Source organism: Roseateles oligotrophus (assembly GCF_025717515.1).
Classification (GTDB): domain Bacteria; phylum Pseudomonadota; class Gammaproteobacteria; order Burkholderiales; family Burkholderiaceae_C; genus Paucibacter_A; species Paucibacter_A oligotrophus.
The window spans coordinates 179562-204721 of the sequence record NZ_JAJIRN010000009.1; the positions used below are offsets into that span (position 1 = coordinate 179562).

Below are 25160 nucleotides of genomic sequence, written 5' to 3' on the forward strand. Positions count from 1 at the left end.
TTGGTGAATGACGAAGGGGTGCCCTCAGCACCCCTTTTTTTAGCGGTTTTGCAATTGTTTTTTTGGAGACTCTCAAATGACGATCAAGATTGGTATCAACGGCTTCGGCCGCATCGGCCGCATGGTGTTTCGCGCAGCCATCGCAAACTTCAAGGAAATTGAAGTGGTCGGCATCAACGACCTGCTGGAGCCCGACTATCTGGCTTACATGCTCAAGTACGACAGCGTGCATGGCAAGTTCGACGGCGAGGTTTCGGTCGATGGCCAGAACCTGATCGTCAACGGCAAGACCATCCGCCTGACCCAAGAGCGTGATCCTTCGGCGCTGAAGTGGAACGATGTCGGCGCCGACATCGTGATCGAGGCGACCGGCCTCTTCCTCGACAAGGCTTCGGGCGAAAAGCATCTGGCAGCGGGCGCCAAGAAGGTGGTGTTCTCGGCACCGTCGAAGGACGACACCCCGATGTTCGTGTTCGGCGTCAATCACCAGACCTACGCCGGCCAAGCCATCATCTCCAACGCTTCGTGCACGACCAACTGCCTGGCGCCGTTGGCCAAGGTCTTGAACGACAAATGGGGCATCAAGCGCGGCCTGATGACGACCGTGCACGCGGCCACTGCGACGCAGAAGACCGTCGATGGCCCGAGCAATAAAGACTGGCGCGGCGGCCGTGGCATTCTGGAAAACATCATTCCTTCGAGCACCGGTGCCGCCAAGGCCGTCGGTGTGGTGATCCCCGAGCTGAACAAGAAGCTGACCGGCATGAGCTTCCGCGTGCCAACCTCCGACGTGTCGGTGGTTGACCTGACGGTTGAGCTGAACAGCGAAGCTTCTTACAAGGAAATCTGCGCCGAGTTCAAGGCTCAGTCCGAAGGCGCTTTGAAGGGCGTGCTGGGCTATACGGAAGAGAAGGTCGTGGCGACCGATTTCCGTGGCGACTCGCGCACCTCGATCTTCGACGCCGATGCCGGCATTGCGCTGGACAGCACTTTTGTCAAGCTGGTGGCCTGGTACGACAACGAATGGGGCTACTCGAACAAGGTGCTCGAAATGGTGCGCGTGATAGCCAAATAAATCCTTTGTGTGCCGGACCGCCGCCGCGCAGCGGCTAGCTCGGGCACCAACTGATTGAGAGGTTTGGTGTGCCGGACCGCCGCCGCGCAGCGGCTAGCTCGGGCACCAACTGATTGAGAGGTTTGGTGTGCCGGACCGCCGCCGCGCAGCGAATGGCTCGGGCACCCACTGATTGAGTGGCTTACGAGCCAAACCGAAGGCCTTGCTTGATGGAAAAGCAAGGCCTTTTTCGTTGGGGCTCGGCAAGAACAGGCGGCCGCTAATTGCCTTTCTTTACCGCTGCTTTACAGAGGCGCGGTCTAAACTGCAAGGACTTGCGCCGCGCGGACGGTGCGTCTTGATTGGAGTTGCCCGGCCATGAAGTACCTGATTCTTGCTCCCCTGTTGTCGACGCTGCTGTTGGGTGCTGCGCCAGACTCCCGCGCGGCCTTGCCTCCTGCCACCGAAGCCGCGCCGGCAGACGTCAATAGTTACAGTGCCCGCGTGATCGTCCGCTTCAAGGTCGCCGCGCCGAGTGTGCGGGCCAAGATCATGGCGGCGCAGGCGAGTCGTTTTGCGGTCCAGGATATTGCCCAGACCCGTGCCACCGGTTTGGGCATGCGCACCGGTGTCAACAAGGGCGTGGTGAGCCTCAAGGCCCACCGCAGCCTGGATGAGCGCACCCATGTGTTCACCGCCAAAGGCATGGACTCCGCAGCGCTGGTCAAGCGGCTGGCGCTGGACAGCGAGGTCGAGATGGTGGTCATCGATCAGCGCCGCCGGCATACGGCGGTGACGCCGAATGACCCGCTCTTCGCCGGCTTTGGTGGCATCGCCCCAACGGCGGGCAATGGTTCGGCCAATGGTCAATGGTATTTGAAGGCTCCGGCCGGCGAGGTGGTGTCCAGCATCAATGCGCCCACGGCTTGGGACCGGACCACCGGCAACGCCTCGGTGGTGGTGGCGGTTCTGGATACCGGCGTGCGCAAAGATCACCCCGACCTGGCCGGTCAATTCGTCGGTGGTTACGACATGATCAACAACGCGGCCACCGCCGGCGATGGGGGCTTGCGGGATGACGATGCCTCCGACCCCGGCGACTATGTGACTCAGGCCGATATCAACGGCGGCACGCTGGGCACGGGTTGCGATGCGAGCGACATCGGCAACAGCAGTTGGCATGGCACAAGAGTGTCCGGCCTGATCGCGGCCAGCAGCAACAACGGCCAAGGCATTGCAGGCGTGGCCTGGGGGGTGAGGATTCTGCCCATCCGCGTGCTGGGTAAATGCGGGGGCTTCGACTCCGACATCATGGCTGGCATGAAATGGGCGGCCGGTATCGCGGTGCCTGGCGTGCCGACCAATCCCAATCCCGCCAAGGTCTTGAATCTGAGCCTCGGTGGCACAGGGACTTGCACCGCCACCGGTTCGGGCACCTACCGCGACACCATCAACCAGGTCATCGCCACCGGGGCCACCATCGTTGTGGCGGCTGGCAATAGCGCCGGCCAAGCCGTAGGCCTGCCCGGCAATTGCCCCGGCGTGATTGCCGTCACCGGCCTGCGCCATGTCGGCAGCAAGGTCGGCTTCTCCAGCGTCGGCCCCGAGGTCTCCATTGCCGCGCCGGGCGGCAATTGCGTCAACCTGACGGGGGCTTGCCTCTACCCGATGCTCTCCACCACCAATAGCGGCACGACGACGCCGGTCACGGCCGATGCGAGCTACACGAACAACAGCGCTTCGGTGGGCACCAGCTTCTCTGCGCCCATCGTGGCCGGCACGGTCGCGCTGATGCTGTCGGCCAAGCCCGCCTTGAGCTCCACCGAGGTGTTGAGCATTTTGCAAAGGACGGCGCGGCCATTTGTTTCTACCGGTGCCACCGCCGGCACGGCGCAGTGCGTGGCCCCGACCGCTTCCGAGCAACTGGAGTGTTACTGCACCACCAGCACCTGCGGCGCGGGCATGCTGGATGCGTCTGCCGCGGTGGCAGCAGCCGTTGCCGGCATCGCTCAGACCATCACCTTTGCCGGCCTTTCGAATCAGGTCTATGGCGCCAGCACCGCCTTGGTGGCCACTGCGAGCTCAGGCTTGGCGGTCAGTTTCGCCAGCGCAACGCCAGCGGTTTGTACCGTTAGCGCCAACACGGTCAGCCTGCTTGCGACCGGTACATGCACGATCACGGCCAGCCAGGCCGGCAACGCGAGCTATGCGGCCGCCAGCCCGCTGAGTCGCAGTTTTGACGTCCTGAGGGCCGCGCAGACGATCAGTTTCACGGGCCCGGCGGATCAAGTGCTGGGCACAGCGCCTCCCGCGCTGACGGCCACGGCCAGCTCGGGTCTGGCGGTCGGCTTCGCATCGACCACGGCGTCGGTCTGCAGCGTCAGCGGCAGCAGCCTGAGCCTGCTGCTCGCCGGGACTTGCACGATCACGGCGAGTCAAGCGGGCGACGGCAACTTCACGGCTGCGGCATCGGTTTCGCGCAGCTTCGCCGTCGCAGCGGCTCCGACACCAATACCAACACCAACGCCGACACCCGTCGCTGAAAGCGGCGGCGGTGGCGGCGGGGCTTTCAGCAGCCTGTGGGTCGCGATGCTGGGTTTTTCGACCTGGCTCTTGCGTCGCCCGCTTAGGGTGCCTGCGGAATCAGCGTTAGCTCGGTAGAAACGCGATTGCACCGGCGGGCCAGCCCGCTACACTTCCCGCTGCGACGCGGGCTGGGCATGAGCCTATTGGTTCTGCCGAAGTCTGCCGCTGGAGTTCAAGAGGACAAAAGTTTCTCGAACTCTTCACGCAAGAGGGAGTGTCAGATGGGTCAAACAACATTTTTTGTGCGGAGTGCTTGGCTGTTTGCCGGGCGTGCCTCGGGGCTAACGCTGGCGCTAGGCTGCGCTTTTTCTGCTCACGCGATCAATCTGGTTGTCGATCAAGACGCCGCCAAGCCCCTGCAATGCCTGACCAAGGCGGGGCCACCACCGGTATATCCGGAGCGAGATTTGGCAATGCAGCGCAGCGCCAATTTCCGCGTCAAGTTGAGCTTTTTTGCTGCTGACAAGGCCCCTGAGGTCGAAGTTTTGAGTCGCAACGGTTCCGACGACTCGGTTGATGAAGTGCAACGTTATTTGCGCGGCTATCGCTTGCCTTGTTTGGCTGCGGGTCAAAAAATCGAGGCGGTGCAAGAGTTCGCATTCAGCCCCAAGGGCGGCGAGTCGGTGCATTGGAACGATATGCGCTTTGTGGTGCCGGTCGCAACTGACCGGGTGCTCAGTTGCCTGCGTACGCCGGCCGAATTGCCGCGCTGGACCGAAGACAATGCGCTGGCCAGCACTATCAAGAGGGCAAACTCCGGCAATGTCATGCTGCAGATTCGCTTCGTCAAACCGGATGCCGCGCCGGAGCTGAAGATCATCTACAACAGCAGTTCAACGGCGCTGGCCAATATCGCGCTTGAGCATGCGGGTGAATACCGCCTGCCCTGTCTGCCAGCAAACGCTCAGCCTGTGACGATTGAGCAGTTGTTCAATTTCAGAGCCGCAACCCGCAGTCACGATTACGCGCTCAAGGACAGCTCCTTGATGAATTTCCTGGGCTCGGTCAAAGACATCGACAAGCAAAAGGTCAAGTTCGACCTGACGACCATGGCTTGTCCGTTCAAGGTGATGTGGGGAGTAGGTCAACCGGCATTCAAAAACCGGGTCGGCGAGGTCGGCGAGCGCAATCTGAACCGGGTCGAGTTCTTGGCCTGGCTTGAAGGCTTGACACTCAATCTCAGCCGCGAAGTGTTCGATCAAGTGTTGACCCAGAACATCATCATCGATGTGCCCTGCGGCACCATCGACTTAAGCAGTTAAGCTCAAAAGTCAGCGGCAATCAAGGCGCGCTTGCCGAACTCGCTGCAGCGGCGGCACTCGCCGCCGCCTCAGCAGGCTGCGCAGCACAAGCCCTGAAACCCCCATGCAGGGCCGGCTCCTTGGCCAGCCCCATCAGCTTGGCAGTCTGGGCGCTGTCGGCCTTGGGGACGCGCAGGCTGTGGCGCTGCAGCGGCGCTTGCAGTTGCATGACCCGCAGGCCCTTCAGCGAGCGCTGCGTCAGCGCTTCCAGTGCGGCCGCAGCGGCCTTGTCGCTGGCGTGCCGGCTCAGCACCATGGTGGGCAGTTCCTCGGGCGGGCCGCTCAGGTACTCAAAGCCGATCTTCATCTTCTTATAGGTTTCTTCCTTGCGTGCCTGGAAGTCCTTGGATGGCAGGCGAATCGTCGCCACCGCCCAGACGCCGGCCTGCTCACTCGACTGCGCCTGCCAGTCACTGGCGGTAAAGCCCGCGCGCTGCAGCACGGCCTGCGCCTCGGCCAGCGCGGTATCGCCGTTCAGGGGGCCTAACTCCAGGCAGCTGCGGGTTTGCAGCGCGGCTGCGGCTTGCGGGGACAGCAGGGTGACTCGTTCCGGGTGCAACTGTTGAGCGATCCGTTCGGGTTCGCGGTCACCGCTGGCCTTGATGCCGACCAACGGGTCCAGCCAACCCTGGGTCCAGCCGAAAAATGCGGCGTTCAGCAGCAGCAAGAGCAAGACCAGGGCGCGCAACATGGCGGTCAGCTTCCTTGTCGGACACAGGCGGATGAGTCGGTCGCGGCCGCCAACCTGACGCTGACCTCGCCGCCGCTGATCGCCACCAGGCCTTGCGGGGTTTGCAGCAGCAGCTCGCCCTGGGCGCTGACGCCGCGCGAGATGCCCTCGACATTGCCGGCCGTGACATTGCGGCCCAGGGTCAGGTCTCGCCTTGCATAGGCGGCAGACCAGGGCGCAAAGCCGTTTTGCTGGAAATCCAGCAGGCATTGCACCAAAGCCGGGGCAATCAAGGCCAGCGCGGAGGGGGCCGTGCAATTGGGTAGCAACTCGTTCAAGGCCGCGAAGCCGGTGTTGAACAGGGCGGCCGAATCTTGAGCTTCGCTGTCGGTGCCGGCGCTCAACTCGCTGATGTTCAGGCCCACGCCGATCACCACCATACGACCTTCGCCGGCCGTCACCGTTTCGATCAAGATGCCACCCAGCTTGCGCCCGTCCAGCCAGATGTCGTTGGGCCATTTGAGCGTCAAACGGGGGGGCGAGTTCAGCTTGTCAGCGGGCTCAATCGCGTCCGCAATGGCACAGCCGACCGCCAGCGACAGGCCCGACCAGTCGCTGGGCGACAGGTTCAAGGCGAGCGAAAAGGTCAGCGAGTTATCCGGTGCCGACAGCCAGGCGCGGCCCAGGCGGCCACGGCCATGGGTTTGGTGTTCGGCCACCAGCAGACAGGGCTGCATATCGTGGGCACGCCGGCCATAGCTTTGGCGTTCGCCGCTGCGCGACTCGCTCTTGACCCGTTCCAGCAGCGCGCTATTGGTCGACTCGCAGCGGGCCAGCACCTCGATGCTGATGCCTGGCAATAGCCGCTGCAAGACCCCGTAGAGGCTCTCGGTGTTCCAGTTCTGGTGCTTGATAGCGGTCACGGCTACATAACTCAACGTTTCGGCGCCAGCATGGTGCCACGGCAATCGGGGCTGCCGCAATGGCAGGCGAATTCTTTTTTCAGTTTCGCCGTGTAGCGCTCGTCAATCGTCAGGCCGTAGTCGTAGAACAATTCCTCGCCGGGAAAGATGTCGCGCAGCGCCTTGATGAAGACGCGGCCGTTTTCTTCATCGGCTTCGCAGTTGGGGTCGCAGGCATGGTTGATCCAGCGCGAGCTGTTGCCGCCATGCAGCGCATCGATGACGCGGCCGTCCTCGATATGGAAGTAAAAAGTATGGTTGGGTTGGGCCGGGTCATGGGGGTGGCGGTCCATCGCTTCGTCCCAAGAAATTCGTTCGCCGGTGTATTCAATCAGCACATCGCCGGAATTTATCGCCGCTACCGCATAGACTCCGCGCCCATGGACACCGGAATTGCGCACTTGGATGCGCCGTCCGCTTGGCTTGGCTGGGCTGGCCTTTGGCGCAGGTTTGACAGTTTTTTTGGCTGTGGACTTGCTCATCGGCTTTTTAGGTACATTGAATTCATGGGTGTGCGCGCGTGTGGGTGCGTGCGTGCGCGAGGCCGGATTGTAGGCAGGGTCTAGCTTGGTTTGCTGAAGCTATCCCTTCATTGACGAAAAGAAAACATCATCATCATGAGCAAGACCCTGATCATTGCCGAGAAGCCCTCTGTGGCTCAAGACATCGTCCGCGCGCTGACCAGCAGCGCCGGCAAGTTCGAAAAGCATGATGAATATTTCGAGAGCGACCAATATGTGGTCAGCTCGGCCGTCGGCCATTTGGTCGAGATCAAGGCACCGGAGGAATTCGACGTTAAGCGGGGCAAATGGAGCTTTGCCAATCTGCCGGTGATCCCGCCGCACTTTGATCTGAACCCTATCGACAAGGTCAAGGGTCGGTTGAACGCGCTGGTCAAGCTGATCCGCCGCAAGGACGTTACGCACCTGATCAACGCCTGTGACGCGGGCCGCGAGGGCGAGCTGATCTTCCGTCTGATCGTTCAATACGCGGGCACCGCGAAGGCGGCGATCAACAAGCCGATCGACAGGCTGTGGTTGCAGTCGATGACGCCGCAGGCGATCCGCGACGGCTTCGAGAAGCTCAAGAGTGACGCGCAGATGCTGCCGCTGGCCGATGCCGCGCGTTGCCGCTCCGAGGCCGATTGGCTGGTCGGCATCAACGGCACGCGGGCGATGACGGCCTTCAATTCGCGTGATGGTGGTTTCTTCCTGACCACCGTGGGCCGGGTGCAGACGCCGACGCTGTCCATCGTGGTCGAGCGCGAAGAAAAGATCCGCAAGCATGTCTCGCGTGACTATTGGGAAGTGCGGGCCAATTTTGACGCTGCGGCGGGCCAATACGAGGGCAAGTGGTTTGACCCGGCCTGGAAGAAGGACGAGGACCTGGAGCGCCGCGCCGACCGGGTCTGGAACCGCGCCGATGCCGACGCCATCGCGATGGCCGCACTCGGCCAACCGGCCAGCGTGCGCGAGGAAAGCAAGCCCACCAGCAGCAGCTGCGGCGGCCTCTATGACCTGACGACCTTGCAGCGCGAAGCCAATTCGCGCTTCGGTTTCTCGGCCAAGACGACGCTGAGCCTGGCGCAGGCCTTGTACGAAAAGCACAAGGTGCTGACCTACCCGAGAACCGACTCGCGCTACCTGCCCGAGGACTATCTGGCCGTGGCCAAACAGACCGCCGAGATGATCGCCAACGAGGATATGCCGGGGCCGCTGCGCGAACTGTCGGTTCACGCCCGCAAGGCCTTGAAGGAAGGCTATATCAAGCCGACCAAGAAGGTCTTCGACAACGCCAAGGTGTCGGATCACTTCGCCATCATCCCGACGCTGCAAGCGCCCAAGAGCCTCAGCGATATCGAGGCCAAGCTCTATGACATGGTGGTCAAGCGCTTCTTGGGCGTCTTCTTCCCGCCGGCCGAATTCATGGTGACGACGCGCATCTCCACCGTCAAGGCTCAGGGTAAGGAGCTGAACTTCCAGACCAACGGCAAGGTGCTGGTCAAGCCGGGCTGGTTGGCCGTTTATGGCAAAGAGGTGCAGGAGGACGACGCCAACTTGGTCGCGGTGGCCCCGGGCGAAGTGGTGCGCACCGAGTCCGTCGATGTAAAGAGTTTGCAGACCAAGCCGCCGGCCCGCTATACCGAGGCGACGCTGTTGTCGGCGATGGAAGGTGCGGGCAAGTTGATCGATGACGAGGAGCTGCGCGCGGCGATGACCGAGAAGGGTCTGGGCACGCCAGCCACTCGCGCCGCCACCATCGAAGGCTTGATCATGGAGAAGTACATGCTGCGCGATGGCCGCGAGCTGGTGCCGACCGCCAAGTCCTTCCAGCTGATGACGCTGTTGCGCGGCCTGGATGTGCAGGAGCTGACCAAACCCGAGCTGACCGGCAACTGGGAATTCAAGCTGGCCGAGATGGAAAAAGGCCGCTTGAACCGCGACAGCTTCATGGCCGAGATCGCCGCGATGACCGAGCGCATCGTGCAAAAAGCCAAGGAATATGACCGCGACACCATCCCCGGCGACTACGCGACGCTGAAGGCTCCCTGCCCGAAATGCGGCGGCGTCGTCAAGGAAAACTACCGTCGCTACACCTGCGTGGGCAAAGTTGGCGACGCGGAAGGCTGCGGCTTCTCGATCGGCAAGATCCCCGGCGGGCGCAGCTTCGAGTTGCATGAGGTCGAGAAGTTCTTGACGGACAAGAAGATCGGCCCGCTGGAAGGCTTCCGCTCCAAGGCCGGCTGGCCCTTCACGGCCGAGTTGGCGCTGGTCTATGACGACGAGATCAACAACTGGAAGCTCGAATTCGACTTCGGTGAAGACGCCAAGAAGGCCGAGGGCGACGGCGAGCCGGTCGACTTCAGCGCGCAAACCTCGCTCGGCGCCTGCCCGAAATGCCAGGGTCATGTCTACGAACATGGGTCCAACTATGTGTGCGAGCACGCGGTCGGCGCCGCGGTGACTTGCGACTTCAAGAGTGGCAAGATCATCTTGCAGCAGCCGATCGAAGCGGCGCAGATGCAAAAGCTGCTGGCCGAGGGCAAGACCGCCTTGTTGGAGAACTTTGTCTCCAACAAGACCCGCCGCAAGTTCAAGGCCTATCTGGCCTATGACAAGAAGGAGGGCAAGGTGATGTTCGAGTTCGAGCCGCGTGCGCTGAAGCCCGGTGCCAAGCCGGCCGCAGCCAAGACGGCCGCTCCCGCCAAGACGGCGACCAAGACGGTAGCCGCCAAAAAGGTCGCGGCCAAGAAAGCGCCGGCCAAGAAAGCGGCGGTCAAAAAAACCGCCGCCGCCGCTTAGGCGCCAGCCGCGCAGGAGTTGAGGTATGGGACGCAGCCCGGTGAGTATCGGAATTCAGACCCGCTTGATCGCCGGAATCGGGCTGGTGGCGAGCATTCTGGTGCTCGCGCTGGGTTGGTACTGGACCGCCGCCGAAGAGCGTGAGTTGTCGCTGGCACTGGTGCAGCGCGAACAACGCATGGCGGATTTGGTGGCGCGCAGTTTTGCCGCCCCGATCTGGAACCTGGACGGCACGGCGATCGAGAACCTGCTCGATGCGGTGATGGCTGACCCCGAGGTGCATGCGATCGAGATGGTCAGCCTCGGCGTCAACGTGGCGCCGTTGCGGCGCGAGCGCAGTCGGCCGCCGGTGCAACCCCTGCGCCGCGAGTTCCCGGTGTTGTATCAGAGCAGCCCGCATGCGGAACCGACGCTGGTTGCCAACGCGGTGCTGGTCTCGACGGCCGAGTTGGTGCAGGCCCAGGTCAGGCACACACGTCGCTTCGTGGCCGGCCTGCTCGCTGCCACCTTGGCGGCGGTTATTTTGACCAGTTTTGTGCTGGTGAATCGTCTCGTGACAAGGCCGGTCAAACGGCTAGGCGCCTTGGCGCAACGGGTGGCCGCTGGAGAGTTGGGGGCCAGCACCGAGGTCGAGCACAGCGATGAAATCGGTGTTTTGACGCAGCAATTCAATTCGATGAGCGAGCGCCTGCTGGCCTCGTCGGTCGACGTTCGGCGCAGCGAGGAACGCTATCGCAGTCTGTTCGAGAATGCCACCGAAGGGATTTTTCAGGCCGACGCCAAAGGCCGGCTTTTGAGCTTGAACCGGGCCTTGGCGCAGATGCTGGGCTATGCCTCCCCGCAAGAGGCGCTCAAGGCCGCGCGGCGCCTGCGCGCGCTGGTGCAGGTGGAGGCGCCGGAGTACAAGCGCGTCGCCCGCGCGCTGTTCCGTTACCGTTTGCTGCAACAAGTGCCGCTGTTGATCGCAAACCGTGATGGCAAGCAGTTATGGGTCGAACTCAGCGCCCATGTCGTGCCCCCCGCCGATGGTCGCGGTACGCGTATCGAAGGCATGGTCAGCGATATCAGCCAACGGCGCCTGGCCGAACAGGAGTTGACCCATCACCGCGATCACCTGGAAGAATTGGTGGCCGAGCGCACGCTGGAGTTGAGCCAGGCCAAGCACCGCGCCGAGGCCGCCAGCCAGGCCAAGGGCCGCTTTCTGGCGACCATGAGCCATGAGTTCCGTACGCCGCTGAATGGGATCCTGGGTTTCACGCAATTGCTGCAGATGGACGATAGCCTGACAGCGGCGCAGCAAAGCAAGATCGCTCAGGTGCGCGATTCGGGTGAGCATTTGCTCAGCCTGATCACCGATGTGCTGGACACCGCCAGCATCGAAGCCGGCAAGGTGCGCCTGCAGCCGAGCTCGGTCGACCTGCGCGCGCTCTTGGACATGGTGTGTGACAGCGTGCGCCTGCGTATCGAGCAAAAGCAGATGTTGTTCAATATCGATCTGGCGCTGCAACTGCCCTTAAGAGTGATGGTCGATGGTCAGCGCCTGCGTCAGGTCTTGCTGAATCTGCTCTCGAACGCGCTCAAATTCACCGATTCAGGCAGCGTCGGCCTGACGGTGCGACTGCTGAGTCTGCAGCAGGGCATGGCACGGATCAATTTCGAGGTCAGCGACACCGGCATCGGCATCGCGGACCATCAACTGGTGCGGCTCTTCCAGCCCTTCGAACAAGTGGTTGATGACGCCCGCTGCCTGGGGGGCACCGGCCTGGGCTTGTCGATCAGCCAGCAGTTGATGCGCGAGATGGGTAGCGAAATCCATGTCCACAGCGAATTTGGCGCCGGTAGCCGCTTTTCCTTTGAACTGCGTTTGCCGACGAGCGGATGACGATAGCGGTGTTCTACAAGCTGCTGGCGATTTTTATCGCGGTGGCGATCGGTTGGTTTGTCGGGCGCATGCGCTGGTTGGGCGAAGGCACCGGCGGCAATGACCCGGCGCGCGTGCTCTCCAATGTGGCCTTCTATATTTTCGCGCCGGCGCTGCTGTTCCGCACCACCGCGAGGCTCGATCTGGCCAGCCTGCCCTGGCTGACGCTGGCGGCTTTTTTCATACCGGCGGTGCTGCTTTTGCTGCTGGTTTACGGTTGGCAGCGCTGGCGCAGCCACGCCGAGACTGCGGCCGCCGCGCCAAGCGTGCAGGCCATCACCATCAGCTTCGGCAACACCTTGCAGATCGGCGTGCCTTTTGCCGCCGGCATCTTCGGCGAGGCCGGTCTGGCGATCCACATCACCGTCATCAGCATGCACGCCTTGACCTTGCTGACCCTCTCGACCTTGCTGGTGGAGCTGGATCTGGCGCGTGCAAGACCCGATGCCGCAGGGCTCGCGAGCACCTTGGCGACCACGGTGCGCAACACGGTGATCCACCCGGTCGTGCTGCCGGTGCTGGCCGGGCTGATCTTCAATTCGACCGGTGTCGCCTTGCCCACCGTCCTGGATGAGGTGTTGCAGATGCTGGGCACGGCGGTGGTGCCGCTGTGCCTGACCTTGATTGGCATGTCCTTGGCCTATTACGGCTGGCCCAAGGCCTGGCGCGGCGTGCTGGGGCTGGCGGCCTTGAAGCTGCTGCTCATGCCGGCCCTGGTGCTGGTGGTGGCGCATTGGGGCTTTGGCCTGAGCGGCGTGCCTCTGTCAGTGATCGTGATGGCGGCGGCGCTGCCGACCGGCTCCAACGCCTTGATCTTCGCCCAGCGCTACCGCACGCAAGAGGGCGAAACAACGGCGGCCATCGTCGCCTCGACCTTGCTGTTTGTGCTGACGGCGCCGCTCTGGCTTGCCGTTCTGAGTTGGCTCACGGCGAGTTGAAAAAAACCTCAGCCGCCCAGTAACTCGCGCTCGCTGTCGTCCTTCAGCGCCACACCGCTGAGCCTTCGCCTTAGCGCCTCCTGCAGCAGCCAGGCCAGGCGCTTGGCCGCCAAGTCGGGCGCAAGCCCTTCCGGCCGGATATTGCTGACGCAGTTGCGCTCGGCATCGTTGCGGCCGACGCGCGGGCCAAAGGTCAGGTAGGCGCCCAGGCTGTCGGGCGAACTCAGGCCCGGCCGCTCGCCCAGCAGCATCAGCACCGCCCGGGCTCCCAGCAGCGCGCCGATCTCATCGCCCAGCGCTACGCGCGCCTGGGTGGCGATCACCAGCGGCGCCCAAGTCAGCCGCTCGCCTAGCACCTGCTTGAGTTGAACGAGCAGCGCCGCTGCGTGGCGCTGGGTGGCGATGGCCGACAAGCCGTCGCCCAGCACGATGGCCAGATCGACCGGCTCGGCCGCCAAGGCCTGCAGGCCCTCGACGTTTTCCGCAGCGAGCCGTCGCCCCAGATCGGGCCGGCGCAAATAGACCTCGCGGTTCGAAGCCTGGCTTTGCACGCTCAGGCATTCGAGTCCGACTCCGCTCAACTCGGTGCTTAGGCCCGCCACATCCAGTGGCAGCAGCACCGCATCGCGCGCCTGCGCATGGGCGGCGCCGAAGTCCAGCAACTCGCGCGTCGGCAGGCTGGTGCCGGCGCGACCAAGCCCCAAGCGAGCGGGGGTGTGGCGCCGCAGTTCGCTCCAAGGGTCGGGCGCGATTTCGCGGTTCATGACAGGCCGCCTATTTGTTTGGTTAGCGTACTGGCCAACAATGACTGACCCTGAGCCGTTGGTAGCAGATCGCCGTTGGCATCGGTGATGCCCATGCTTTGAAGCCAAGCCTCGAACTCGGGCGCCCGCTTCAGCCCGAGCAGCTTGCGCACGAACAGCGCGTCGTGAAACGAGGTGCTCTGGTAATTCAGCATCACATCATCGGCGCCCGGCACGCCCATCATGAAGTTGAGCCCGGCGCTGGCCAGCAAGACCAGCAGATTGTCCATATCGTCCTGGTCGGCCTCGGCATGATTGGTGTAGCAGATGTCGCAGCCCATCGGCAGACCCAGCAGCTTGCCGCAGAAATGATCCTCCAGGCCGGCGCGGATGATCTGCTTGCCGTCGAATAAATACTCCGGCCCGATGAAGCCGACCACCGTGTTGACCAAGAGCGGTTCATAGCGGCGCGCCACCGCATAGGCGCGCGCTTCCATCGTCTGCTGATCAACGCCGTGGTGCGCGTTGGCCGACAAGGCGCTGCCCTGGCCGGTCTCGAAATACATCACGTTCGTCTGGCCGCGCCGCAGCGACAGCGCCGCCGCATGGGCTTCGTCGAGCAGGCCCAAGTCGATGCCGAAGCTGCGATTCGCCGCCTCGCTGCCGGCGATCGACTGGAACACCAGATCGACCGGCGCGCCCGCCTCGATCGCTTGCAGCGTGTTGCTGACATGCGTGAGCACGCAGCTCTGCGTCGGGATCTGGTGGCGCTGAATCAGCTCGTCCAGCAGGTGCAAGAGCCGCGTCATTGCGGCCACGCTGTCGGCCGCCGGATTGATGCCGATGACGGCGTCGCCGGCGCCATACATCAGGCCGTCAAGGATGCTGGCGACGATGCCGGCCGGGCTGTCGGTCGGGTGGTTGGGTTGCAGGCGCACAGCCAAGTGGCCGGGCAGGCCCAGCGTCGAGCGAAAACGCGTCACGACGCGGCAGCGGCTGGCGACCAGGATCAGGTCCTGGTTGCGCATCAGCTTGCTGACGGCGGCCACCATCTCGGGCGTCAGGCCCGGCGCGAGTGCGGCCAAGGCGGTCGGCGTGGCGGCATCCGACAGCAGCCAGTCGCGTAAAGACCCGACACTCAAATGCGCGACCGGCGCAAACGCCGCCGCGTCATGGCTGTCGATGATCAGGCGGCTGACTTGATCCGTCTCGTAGGGGATCAGCAAGTGATTCAAGAACAGTCGCAGCGGCACTTCGGCCAGGGCGCGCCGCGCCGCCACCCGCTCTTGCGCCGTCTCGGCGGCCACGCCGGCTAATTGGTCACCCGAGCGGGCCGGCGAGGCCTTGGCCAATAACTCGCGCAGATCTGAAAAACCATAGTTGACGACGCCAACCGCTGCCTGAAAAGCCATGGCCCTACTCGGCCTTACCAGCCGCCGATATTCGGCATCGAGATCCAGGGCTCGGCGGCAGCCAGCGCCGGGCCGTCTTGCAGCAGCTCGACCGAGATCAGATCGGGCGAGCGCACAAAAGCCATGCGGCCATCGCGCGGCGGGCGCACCACGACCACGCCGTGGTCCAGCAGGCGCTGGCAGGCGGCATAGATGTCGGGCACGGCAAAGGCCAGATGGCCGAAATTGCGGCCGCCGCTGTACTGTTCGGACTTGCCATCGGCGTCCGGCCAGTTGTAAGTCAGCTCGACCTGCGGCTGGTATTTGCCGGCCTCATTGCCGGGTGCTGCCAGGTAGACCAGCGTGAAGCGGCCGGCCTCGTGTTCGCTGCGACGCACCTCGACCATGCCGAGCGCATCGCGGTAGAACTTCATCGAGGCGTCGAGATCGGTGACGCGGACCATGGTGTGCAGGTATTTCATAGCGGGGCTCCTTTTGCTATCGATTGGGCCGGATTGTCGGGGCAGAACGGCAAACCTGCAGAAAACTAGTCCGGTTCTGCGATGCCCAAGATGGCGATTTTGGGCAACAATCATTGCAGCCCGCAACTCGCGTCTGACCTGCCATGTGTCTCAGAAAAAGCCTGTTAGCCAGTCGATCCCGACTCGGTAGCACCTCGATGGCTTGTTTGCGGGCATGAGCGATCCGGCTGCAGCCCAAGTCAAGGCCCTGCCGGCGGACGCCGCCGAGGCCTCCAGCAGCGAGGTCGAGCAGCTCAGGGCTGCGGTCACCGATTCCGAGGCCATATTGCTGAAAATAGGCGTTCAAACCTTGGCCGGAACCTGCGGCCTGGCAGCGATGCTGAGTTTGGCCTTGGCGCTGGCGGGGCTTTGGCTGTGGGGCCGCGGAAGCGGTAATTGGCAGCAGGTCGCGATGCCGTCTTCGACTTTGATCCTGTTCTCCATTTTCTATCTGCGCTTGCGCAACAGCTCGCAGCCAAGGGCGCTCGATGCCGGCATGCTGGCCGGCCTCTTCATGTTGATTCAGTTGGTGGCGACCCAGCTCAATGGGTTCTTGCCCCTGCTGCTCAATATTCCGGGCATCGTGTTCTTTTACGTGGTCTTGCCCTTGCGGATGGCAAGGCTCTGGTCCCTGGCGCCGCTGCTGATGGTGGCACTCGTGTTTGGCCAGGGCAATGCGGAAGCCAATGTGGCGCTGCGTTTGCTGGTCGCCAGCCTGGGCTGCGTCGGTGCGATGGACTACCTGATGCGCAGCCTGGCGCAGATCCAAAGCAACTTTGCCCAGGCCGCGGCGTCTTTGCAGCGCCTGACCCAGCTGCAGGCCGCAGACAACCTCAGGCTGCAGAAAATCACCTTGGAGGCGGCGCAGGCCAGCCAGGCCAAGTCAAGTTTTCTGGCCAATATGAGCCACGAAATCCGCACGCCGATGAATGCCATCCTCGGCATGTTGGCGCTGCTGCGACGCACCGATTTGAACGCGCGGCAGGCCGACTATGCCGGCAAGACCGAGGGTGCCGCTCGTTCGCTGCTGGGTCTGCTGAACGATATTCTCGACTTCTCCAAGGTCGAGGCCGGCAAGATGGAATTGGACCCGCAGCCCTTCCGCGTCGAAACCTTGCTGCGCGAGTTGTCGGTGATCTTGTCCGCCAACCTGGGTGACAAGCCGGTGCAGCTGCTGTTTGACATCGATCCGGCGCTGCCGCCGGTCTTGGTCGCCGATGCGCTGCGTCTGCAGCAGGTGCTGATCAATCTGAGTTCCAACGCCATCAAATTCACCGCCGCGGGCGAGGTGCTGCTGTCGATGCGGGTGATTGAGCGCTCGGCGGCTTCGGTGCGTGTCGAGATCGCGGTGCGTGACAGCGGCATAGGCATTGCGCCGGACAAGCAGGCCGGCATCTTCGAAGGCTTCAGCCAGGCCGAGGCGTCGACCACGCGCAAGTTTGGCGGCACCGGTCTGGGCCTGTCGATCAGTCGGCGCCTATTGGCCTTGATGGGCGCCGAGCTGGGGCTGGAAAGCAGCCTGGGCGCGGGCAGCCGCTTCGCCTTCGAGCTGAACTTGCCCTGCTTGGCGCCCGCCAGCGGCGAGGCCGCGGAGGCGCTGGCGGTGGCAGCTGCAGCGGCGCCTGCCGATTGCGAACTGCATCTGCTGGTGAGCCAGCCCAGCGTGCGTCGGGTGGTGGCGCATATGGGCGGCGTGCTCGGCTGGACGATGCTGGTGGCCGACGACACCGAGCAATTGCTGAGTCATTGCCGCATGCCGCCTCAAACCAGCGCAAGGCGGCTCGTGCTGCTGGACTTTCAAGAGCTTGGCGGCGACGCATTGGCGCTTTGCCGGAGCTTGCGTGCGGCCGGTTTGCCGGCCGATGTGGCCATCATTGGCATGCTTGATAGCCTGGAGCATGAGCGGTTGACGCGGCTTGAGCCGGCCGAGCAAGCGCTGCTGGCTGGCGTGCTGATCAAACCCTTCACCGCCGCCATGCTGGCCGAGGCGGCGGCGCAAACCACAGCCGAGGCGCCGGCCAAAGATGGCAGCGCCAGGCCGCGGCCACTGGATGGCCTGCGGCTCTTGCTGGTTGAGGATAACCCGCTCAATCAGCAGGTTGCGCAGCAGCTGCTGGAGGATGTTGGCGCCACCGTCATCGTGGCCGGCGATGGGCAGCAGGCGCTTGAGCTTTTGCGGGGCCGTAGTCAGGCCTTTGACTTGGTTTTGATGGACATGCAGATGCCGGTGATGGACGGCGTTACGGCGAGTCGATTGATACGCGCCGAGCTGGGTCTGCTCGAGCTGCCCATCGTGGCGATGACGGCGAATGCCGCGGGCGCGGATCGGGAGGCCTGTTTGCAGGCGGGCATGAATGATTTTGTCGGCAAGCCCTTCGAGATTGATGCCTTGCTGCGGCTCGTGCTGCGCCTGACGCGCCGCCCGGCGCCCGAGCAAGGGCCCGCGAAAATGGCCGCAAGCCCGCGCGTCCAGCGCGTCCTTCCGACCCTGAGGCTGCCGCTGGAGCTGTGTGACCGGGCACTCGGGCAGGGCTTTGAGTTGCAAGCCGCGATCGACCGCTTCATGGGCAATACAGCCCTGTTTGCCCGTATGTCAAATTCCTTTTCGGACTCGGCGAGGCAACTTCCTGCGCAGCTCGGTGCATGCCTGCTGACCGCACAGCTTGGCGAGGCGCAGTTGGCCTTGCACAGCTTCAAGGGCATGGCCGCCACCTTGGGCGCCGCTCGGCTTGCCGCCTTTGCCGGCCTTGGGGAGGAGGCGCTGAAGCGGGGCGAGGCGCCCGTTGCGGACTGGTTGGCGCAATTGCCGGCGCAGATCGAGGCCGCAAGCAGCGGCCTGATCGGCTTCACGAAGGAATTGAACGCGCTGAATCCTCGGAACGATGCGGCGCCGCGTCCGGCCGTTCCGTGATGCCCATGATGACGAGAGAAAAAGGCAGGCGGCGCAGTCCGGCATAACTCAGCAGGCAGATGGCAAGGGTCAAGGCAATCAGCAGCGGCGCCTCTATCCCCGGCGCCAAGCCCAGCGGCCGCAGCGCTTGCGTCAGCAAGATGATGACGGTCTGGTGCAGGATGTAGACGCAGAACACCGAGCTGCTCAGACGCCGGCGCCAGGCGCCGTCGAAGTTCAGCCATTGCTTGGCGAAGCCGCAGGCCGCCATGATCGCCCACCATTGCATCCCGCCCCAGAGCAGCCGGGTCGCCATGCGCAGCAGAAAAGGCGGAGGGGTTTCGGCATAGTGGCTGAAATAGCCTTGCAGCAGACCCCAAGCCGTCAAGGCCAGCAGCAGCGCCGGCCAGCGCAGCCGGGCGATGTTGGCCCATAGACTGTCATCAACAGCGGTGCCGCGCATGCACAAGAGGCCGAGTAGGAACACGCTCAGGTATTGGGCGTGGTTGTACCAGTCCCAGACCAGGTTGTTGGTCCCCTCGAATTGCACCAGCGTCAGGCGCGAGAACATCAAGGGCAGCGCCAGGCCGAGCATCAGGGTAGCTGGTCCACTGCGGGCGATCAATGCGCTCAGACGATCGAGCTGCGGCCCCGATGTCTTCACGAGCGCCCAGGCCAGCACCGTGTAAATCCAGAGGTAGGGCAAGAACCACAGATGATTCCAGGTCGGCACAGTCAGGCAGCGGCGCGCGCCTGCTTCGATCCGGCAGAAGTTCGGGTCGGCCGCCAGATAGCGTTGCATGAAGTCCGGATAGCTGCCCTCAAAGCCGAGCTTGTAGACGACCTCGAAATACGACTGCGGCGGCACGATGATGAACATGCCGAACAAGAGCGGCCACAGCAGCCTTGCGCTGCGCTGCTTGAGCAGGCCCGCGCCTTGGGTCTTGCGCATCAAGGCCTGCGTGGCCGCGCCCGAGATGAAGAACAGCAGCGCCATGCGCCAGGGCGAGCTGAGCATCATCAGCGGCTCAAGCGCAGTCACCAGCGTGGCACTTTTGACATGCCAGCCCCAACTGACGTAATACATGCCGACGTGATAAAAAACCAGCAAGCCAAAGGCCAGGATGCGCAACCAATCGAGGAAGAACAGGCGCTGTGTTTTGGGCGCGGGGGCTTGGGGGTGAAGATGTTTGTCCATGCCTCAGCATCGCCGCCGGCCGCGATGCCGGCAAGCCGAATGGGGCGAGCCGGATCGGGCCTGGGGCGAAATGGAGCGAATGGGCGTTCTGGCTACTGCAGCGCTTCGATCGGCTGCAGCGCCAAGGCCAGGCGCAGATGCCGCAGCGCCGCCAGGCCGGTGACGGCCAGGGTCAGCAGCGCGGCCGCTAACAAGGGCAGGGCCAGGCCGGAGAGCAGATCGATGTGGTCGACAAAGTCGGCCAGATAGCCTTGGCCCAGCAAGGCGGCCAAGGGCAGGCCCAGCAGGCCGGCCAGCGCCAGCGGCGTCGCGAATTCGGCCGCCACCTCGCGGGCGATGGCCAGATGGCTGGCGCCGTGCAGACGCCGCAGCACCAACTCGGTACGGCGGCGGCGCAAGGTATCGGCCACCAGCGCGTAAGCGCCCAGCATCGCCACCGCCACCGCCAGCAAGGACACCGCAGCCAGTACCCAGCTCATCACCTGCTCCTGGCGGTAGACCATATTGCGCTGCTCATCGGCCGTCCAGACCATATGCACCAGCGGCGGGCCGTGACTCTTCCAGACATCCTCCAAGGCCTGGCGCAGCGCCGCCGCGTCGGGGCCGTGGACGGTCAAATCCCATTGCGGCTCGTCGCTGAGCATGAAGCCCTGCGGCAGCGCCGCGTCGCGGGCCGACTCCTGCTTGATGTCGCCGACCACCGCCATGATCCGGCGCTGGGCCTGGCCCTCTTTGACCATGTCCCCGCCGCCGCGCAGCAGCGCGCCGACGGCGTCCTGCGGCGTGGCAAAACCGAGCCGGCGTGCGGCCTTGGCATCGATGACGAGGCGCCCCTCGCCGCTGCCCTTGAGCGGATCGCCGGCCAAGACCTTGATGCCATAGGTGTCGAAGAAGCTCGGCGATGCGACCGTCATGCGCAACATCTGCTTGTCGCCCTTGGGGCCGACATGAAATTCGCTCGGGCCGCCAACATCCATGGCCGGGCGGGCCGAGCTGAAGGCGAAATGTTGAATCGCCGGATGCTGGCGCAGGCCCTCGACAAAGGCGTCCATCTTGGGCACGAAGTCGCGCTCGACCATGGCGCTCAGGATCAAGCGGTTATGGGTGTCTATGCCCCGGTCGGCGTTCAATAAATAGCGATGCTGCAAGCTCAGCACGCCGGTCAGCGCCAGCAAAAGCAGGGCGCCGCCCAGTTGCAGCGTCAGCAGACCTTGGCGGATGCGCCGACCCCATGGGCCTTCGCTGGCTGTGCGGCCCTGCAGGGCCGGTGCCGGCACTTGCCGCAAGGCCATGGTGGCCGGCAGGGCCAGCGTCAAGGGCAGCAGCGCCAGCACCGTCAGCCCCAGGCCCAGCAAGGCGCGCGCAGGCAAGGCGTCGGCCACCGGCCGCTCGGCGCTCAGACCCAAGCAATCGGCGACGGCCGGTGCCAGCCACCAGGCCAGCAAGGCGGCGCCGGCTGCGCTGATCAGCAGCGTGAGCAGCGTCTCCAGGCCCCAGAGCCGCAGCAGGTCGCCATCGGTCGCGCCCAGGCTGCGGCGCAAGGCGGTTTCGCGGCGGCGCTGCAGCATCTGAGCCGCCTGCAAATTCATGCTGTTGATGGCGGCCAGCAGAAACAGCAAGGCCGCCGCTGCGGCCAAGGCCCCCAGCAGCATCCAGACCATCGGCTGGCCTTCCAGCGGCAGCTGAGCCAGCGGCAAGGCACGGAACTCGGCGGCGGCTTGATTCGGGCCGGTCTTCCCGTTTTTCCACTCTGCCGGCAGCTTGGCATACAGCGGGTGGGCCCGGTAGGCTTGCTCCAGCAGCGGTGCCAGCTCGGCGGCGCTGGCGCCCGGGCGCAGCCGCGCATAGATCTGACCATTGCCCTGGTGGATCGTGTCTATCGCCTCGGGGCTGTCGATGATGCCGCCGCGGAAGTCATCGCCGACCATCAAAAAGCTGGCCATCGCCTCATGCGCCTGGTTCAGCGGGCTGCGCGCGTCGATGGCCGGAATCACCGCCGTCACCAGGTAGGCGCGGCCCCGGCATTCGACGCTGCGGCCCAGCGCCTGTGCCAGCGGCAGGTCACCCCAGAGCTTGCGCACCAGCTTCGGGGTCAGCGCGATCGCATCCTTGCGGCGTAGCGTCGCCGAGAGGTCGCCATGCAGAGCCTTGAGGCCCATCAGCGCCGGCAGATCGGGGTCGGCGGCCAGCACCCGCACGACTTGCAGGCTTTCCTGTCCGTCCGCATTCATGTGGAGGGTGAAGCCCTCGCTGCTGCTGCGGCTGATCAACTCCAGCGGCAGGCCACGGTCTTTGAGCAGCGGCACCAGGCCGACCGGCGCGGCCAGTTGCCAGCGAGCCTCCTCGCCCGGCTGATTGGGCTTGAAGTCCAGCATTACGACCCGCTCCGGCTCGGGCACCCCGGGGTCGACCTCGGATTGCGATAGCGCCAACACGGCCACCAACAAGCACACCGCCATCGCCACGGTCAGCCCGCCCATCGCCACCAGCGTGGCCGAGCCGCGCTGGCACAGGCCGGCCCAGGCTTCTTTGAACAAGGTCGCCATCTTCATGCGTACTGCTCCAGATGCGCATCCACCAGCACCCGACCGTCGAGCAGGCGCACGGTGCGCGAGGCCAGCGCCGCATGCTCGGGGCTGTGGGTCACCATCACCAGCGTCGTACCCTCTTCGTTCAACTGACGCAGCAAGTGCATCACCTCCTGGCCATGCGCGCTGTCGAGGTTGCCGGTCGGCTCATCCGCCAGCAGCAGGGCCGGGCGCGCGGCAATCGCGCGGGCAATCGCCACGCGTTGCTGCTGGCCGCCGCTGAGCTGGCTGGGGCGGTGCGCGGCGCGATGGCTCAAGCCCAGCCGCTCCAGCACCTCGGCGACGCGCTCGCGCTGGGCTTTCTCGGGCGTGGGGCCGTAGCGCAGCGCCAGTTGTACGTTGTCAAACACGCTCAAGTCGTCGACCAGATTGAAGCTCTGAAACACAAAGCCGATGCGCCCGCGCCGCAGCGCCGCCAGCTCACGCGCCGTCTTGCGGGTCACGTCCTCGCCGTCCAGCCGGTAGACGCCGGCGCTGGGCTTGTCCAGCAGGCCCAAGAGGCCCAGCAAGGTGGACTTGCCGCAGCCCGAGGGGCCCGTGATGGCCACATATTCGCCGGCTTCGATGCGCAGGTCGATGGCGTTCAAGGCGGTGGTTTCGACGTCACCGGCGCGGTGGCGTTTGCTCAATTGGCTCAGTTCGATCATGGCGGGCATTTTGTTGAAACAGGTGGATCAGGCTTCGCAGCATCGGCGTTCCAAGAGAAGTGGCCAAGCCCCCTGTCCGCTATCGAACACCCCTCTGGCGCGCGCCCGCGCGATGCTGCGAAACTGCCAGCCGTGAACGAAGAAGAACCCATCCTCCAAGACCACAGCATCCTGCTGCTCGACGACGACCCCGGCGTCGGTCTGGCCGCGCAGCTGCTGCTGCAGCGCCGCGTGGCGCCTATCACCTGCCTGCGCCGGCCGGCCGAGTTGATGGCGGCCATCGCCAAGTTGCGGCCCAGTGTTTTGCTGCTCGACCTCAATTTCGGCCCCGGCCGTACCGAGGGCGAGCAAGGTTTGCAGCTGCTGGCCGAGGTGCAAAAGCTTGGAAGCCCGCCGGTGGTCGTCGTGATGACCGCCTATGCCGATATCGAGCTGGCCGTGCAGGCCTTGCGCCGAGGCGCTTTTGATTTCATCACCAAGCCCTGGGACAACGTCCGGCTGATCGCCACCTGCCGCGAGGCGCTGGAGCGCTTTGGCCGGCCTACCCCGTCTGTTTCCGAAGTTATCAGCGAGCCGGCCCGCTCCCTGGCCGCTCAGGAGCGTGCCGCCTTGCTCGCCGCGATGGCGGCGGCCGAGGGCAATTTGAGTGCGGCGGCGCGCGGCTTGGGCCTGTCGCGCGCGGCGCTTTACCGGCGCTTGAATAAACATGGGCTTTGAGTTTCTGCGGCTGTTGGCGCTGGCCGCCTGCTGGCTGGCCGCCGGCGCCTTGGCCCGCAATGCCGGCCCGGCCGCGCGGGACTGGGTCGGCGTGGGCCTGCTCCTTGTGGCGGGCTTGGGGCTGGCCTGGCCGATGGCCAAAGCCCATCTCGACAAGCGGCTGCGGCCGCAGCAGTTGCCGCCCGAGCCGGCGCTGTCCCCCGACAACCATCGCCTGAACCTGCTGCAGGCCCAGCTCGAACATCTGCCGGTGGCCGCTTGGGCGCTTGGGTGCGATGGCCGCTTGCAAGCGCTGAGTGCCCGCGCCCGCCGCTTGGCCGCGCCCGGTGCGGTGCGCGACCCCGCCGCGCTGCAGCGGCTCTTGCGCGGAGCCAATCACAGCGGCCCGCAGACGCTGGAGACCGAGCGCGGCAGCGAGCGCTGGGCCTTGCAGCGCCAAACGCTGTCACTGGACGGGCAGGCGCAGACGCTGCTGGTGCTGCTGCCGCTGGAGAATCAGCTGGAGACCGAGTCGCTGCTGGCCTGGCAACAGCTGGTGCAGATCCTGACGCACGAGATCATGAACTCGCTGACGCCGATCAAAAGCCTCAGCCAGACCGCGCAGATGTTGCTGGACGAGCCGCCCTTGGTCGAGCGCGACTTGCGGCTGGCGCTGGACGGCATCGCTCAAAGAGCCGAGGGCCTGTCCAGCTTTGTGGCCACCTACCGGCGCGTCAGCCATTGGCCGGCGCCGGTCTTGGCGCCCGTCGACCTCACAAGTTTGCTGCAGCGCTTGCGCCTGGCCGCCGCACCCGCCTGGCTCGCGCGCGGCGGCGAGCTCAGCGTCGAGGTCGCCGAGCCGGGCCTGCGCTTGCTCGCCGATGAGGGGCAGCTGGAGCAGGTCTTGCTGGCGCTGATCAGCAATGCCGAGCAAGCGACGGCCGAAGTCGCCGCCCCGCGCCTGTGGCTGCAAGCCCGCCAGGGCCGTGGCGGGCGCTTGCAAATCAGCGTGCGTGACAACGGCCCCGGCGTGCCGGCCGGCCTGGAGCGCAAGATCTTTTTGCCCTTCTTCAGCGCCCGCGAAGGCGGCCAGGGCATTGGCCTGACGGTCGTGCGCCAGTTGCTGCACGGCATGGGCGGGCGCGTGCGCCTGGTGCGGCCGCTCGACGGCGGGGCGGCCTTTGTCCTGAGTTTTTGACGCGGCGCTTCAGAGTTCCTGCGCCGAGTTCTTGGCAAGCCGCGTCACCAGTTTCAGCAAGGTCGGCACGCGTTTGCGGCCATGCATGGCGCGAAGCCGCGCTTTCGCCGCGCCGAGGTCAATGTCGACGCAAGTAACGATCAGCGGCCGGGTCTCTTCTTCCCGGTGCACCTCAAACTGCTCTGGCGTGCCCGCCGGCGCCGTCTTCGACACGCCGATGATGGCGCAGCTGCCGCCGAGCGCGTGATACAGGTGGCGGCCCAGGCCGGGCGTTTCCTGCGCATCCAGATGCACCGGGCCATTGATGATGATCAGCTCGGGCTCCAGGCGATGCTCGCGCAGCAGTTGCAGGATGCAGGGCAGTTCGCGCAGGTCCAGCGCGCCGCGCTCGGCTTTCTCGACATGCTGGATGCGCGACGTGAAAGTGCGGGTCGGCTCCGCTGCGTCCCAGTCATCAAAGGCGACGGCCGCGGCCATGGCGGTGCTGCTGTCGAAATGCACATCTATGGCTAGTTTCATGGCGGGCTTTGTTTGCAAACTGGCGCATTGTCCTC

Annotated in this window: 19 protein-coding genes; 9 read left to right on the forward strand and 10 right to left on the reverse strand. The window is 64.6% G+C overall.

The window, feature by feature from the left end:
• Positions 1-76 precede the first annotated feature (76 nt).
• From gap to LNV07_RS20060, 3 genes are all read left to right on the forward strand, one after another.
• Entirely contained in the window at positions 77-1075 is a 999-nt protein-coding gene (gene gap / locus LNV07_RS20050) for a type I glyceraldehyde-3-phosphate dehydrogenase (protein ID WP_263572954.1), read from the forward strand.
• A gap of 357 nt (positions 1076-1432) precedes the next feature.
• A complete protein-coding gene (locus LNV07_RS20055) occupies positions 1433-3715 on the forward strand; it encodes a S8 family peptidase (RefSeq protein WP_263572955.1) in 2283 nt (760 codons plus the stop codon).
• 146 nt (positions 3716-3861) lie between these two features.
• Entirely contained in the window at positions 3862-4902 is a 1041-nt protein-coding gene (locus LNV07_RS20060) for a hypothetical protein (protein WP_263572956.1), read from the forward strand.
• A 19-nt stretch (positions 4903-4921) separates the two neighbouring features.
• On the opposite strand, the gene LNV07_RS20065 is transcribed toward LNV07_RS20060, so the two are convergent.
• From LNV07_RS20065 to LNV07_RS20075, 3 genes are read right to left on the reverse strand one after another with little or no spacing between them, the layout of a single operon-like run.
• Entirely contained in the window at positions 4922-5632 is a 711-nt protein-coding gene (locus tag LNV07_RS20065) for a hypothetical protein (protein ID WP_263572957.1), read from the reverse strand.
• 5 nt (positions 5633-5637) lie between these two features.
• Positions 5638-6534, reverse strand: a complete 897-nt coding sequence (locus LNV07_RS20070) for a biotin--[acetyl-CoA-carboxylase] ligase (RefSeq protein ID WP_263572958.1) — start codon at positions 6532-6534, stop codon at positions 5638-5640.
• Positions 6535-6545: 11 nt separating this feature from the next.
• Positions 6546-7055 (reverse strand): SET domain-containing protein, encoded by a 510-nt coding sequence (locus tag LNV07_RS20075; protein ID WP_263572959.1) that lies wholly within the window; start codon positions 7053-7055, stop codon positions 6546-6548.
• A 135-nt stretch (positions 7056-7190) separates the two neighbouring features.
• Between LNV07_RS20075 and LNV07_RS20080 the strand changes: the two genes are divergently transcribed.
• The 3 genes from LNV07_RS20080 to LNV07_RS20090 are packed head-to-tail and all read left to right on the forward strand — an operon-like array spanning position 7191 to position 12734.
• Positions 7191-9875: a DNA topoisomerase III gene (locus LNV07_RS20080; protein WP_263572960.1), complete on the forward strand. Its 2685-nt coding sequence runs from the start codon at positions 7191-7193 to the stop codon at positions 9873-9875.
• A 25-nt stretch (positions 9876-9900) separates the two neighbouring features.
• Positions 9901-11757, forward strand: a complete 1857-nt coding sequence (locus LNV07_RS20085) for an ATP-binding protein (protein ID WP_263572961.1) — start codon at positions 9901-9903, stop codon at positions 11755-11757.
• Positions 11754-12734, forward strand: a complete 981-nt coding sequence (locus LNV07_RS20090) for an AEC family transporter (protein ID WP_263572962.1) — start codon at positions 11754-11756, stop codon at positions 12732-12734. The genes LNV07_RS20085 and LNV07_RS20090 overlap by 4 nt, the downstream gene beginning before the upstream one ends.
• A gap of 8 nt (positions 12735-12742) precedes the next feature.
• On the opposite strand, the gene eutC is transcribed toward LNV07_RS20090, so the two are convergent.
• The 3 genes from eutC to LNV07_RS20105 are packed head-to-tail and all read right to left on the reverse strand — an operon-like array spanning position 12743 to position 15350.
• Positions 12743-13498, reverse strand: coding sequence for an ethanolamine ammonia-lyase subunit EutC (gene eutC, locus LNV07_RS20095; protein WP_263572963.1), 756 nt, complete (start codon positions 13496-13498; stop codon positions 12743-12745).
• On the reverse strand, positions 13495-14889 hold the full coding sequence (locus LNV07_RS20100; RefSeq protein WP_263572964.1) for an ethanolamine ammonia-lyase subunit EutB: 1395 nt from the start codon (positions 14887-14889) through the stop codon (positions 13495-13497). Before LNV07_RS20100 ends, eutC begins: the two co-directional genes overlap by 4 nt.
• A gap of 14 nt (positions 14890-14903) precedes the next feature.
• The gene (locus LNV07_RS20105) at positions 14904-15350 is read right to left on the reverse strand and encodes a VOC family protein (protein ID WP_263572965.1); all 447 of its coding nucleotides are present in this window, start codon (positions 15348-15350) and stop codon (positions 14904-14906) included.
• A 214-nt stretch (positions 15351-15564) separates the two neighbouring features.
• Here LNV07_RS20105 and LNV07_RS20110 point away from each other — a divergent pair, with 214 nt between their 5' ends.
• Positions 15565-18300 carry a response regulator gene (locus LNV07_RS20110; protein ID WP_263572966.1) on the forward strand — a complete coding sequence of 912 codons (2736 nt, stop codon included), beginning with the start codon at positions 15565-15567 and terminating at the stop codon, positions 18298-18300.
• On the opposite strand, the gene LNV07_RS20115 is transcribed toward LNV07_RS20110, so the two are convergent.
• The 3 genes from LNV07_RS20115 to LNV07_RS20125 form a co-directional block, all read right to left on the reverse strand.
• On the reverse strand, positions 18236-19477 hold the full coding sequence (locus tag LNV07_RS20115) for an acyltransferase family protein (RefSeq protein ID WP_263572967.1): 1242 nt from the start codon (positions 19475-19477) through the stop codon (positions 18236-18238). The two genes, LNV07_RS20110 and LNV07_RS20115, sit on opposite strands and share 65 nt — an antisense overlap.
• A gap of 92 nt (positions 19478-19569) precedes the next feature.
• Complete coding sequence (locus LNV07_RS20120; RefSeq protein WP_263572968.1) at positions 19570-22029, reverse strand: FtsX-like permease family protein; 2460 nt, start codon at positions 22027-22029, stop codon at positions 19570-19572.
• Positions 22026-22712, reverse strand: a complete 687-nt coding sequence (locus tag LNV07_RS20125; protein ID WP_263572969.1) for an ABC transporter ATP-binding protein — start codon at positions 22710-22712, stop codon at positions 22026-22028. Before LNV07_RS20125 ends, LNV07_RS20120 begins: the two co-directional genes overlap by 4 nt.
• Before the next feature lie 132 nt (positions 22713-22844).
• Between LNV07_RS20125 and LNV07_RS20130 the strand changes: the two genes are divergently transcribed.
• Positions 22845-23429: a response regulator gene (locus tag LNV07_RS20130; protein WP_263572970.1), complete on the forward strand. Its 585-nt coding sequence runs from the start codon at positions 22845-22847 to the stop codon at positions 23427-23429.
• Positions 23419-24606, forward strand: coding sequence for a sensor histidine kinase (locus LNV07_RS20135; protein ID WP_263572971.1), 1188 nt, complete (start codon positions 23419-23421; stop codon positions 24604-24606). Before LNV07_RS20130 ends, LNV07_RS20135 begins: the two co-directional genes overlap by 11 nt.
• A 9-nt stretch (positions 24607-24615) precedes the next feature.
• Here LNV07_RS20135 and LNV07_RS20140 read toward each other — a convergent pair whose 3' ends face one another.
• Positions 24616-25125 carry an endonuclease V gene (locus LNV07_RS20140; RefSeq protein WP_263572972.1) on the reverse strand — a complete coding sequence of 170 codons (510 nt, stop codon included), beginning with the start codon at positions 25123-25125 and terminating at the stop codon, positions 24616-24618.
• Positions 25126-25160 lie beyond the last annotated feature (35 nt).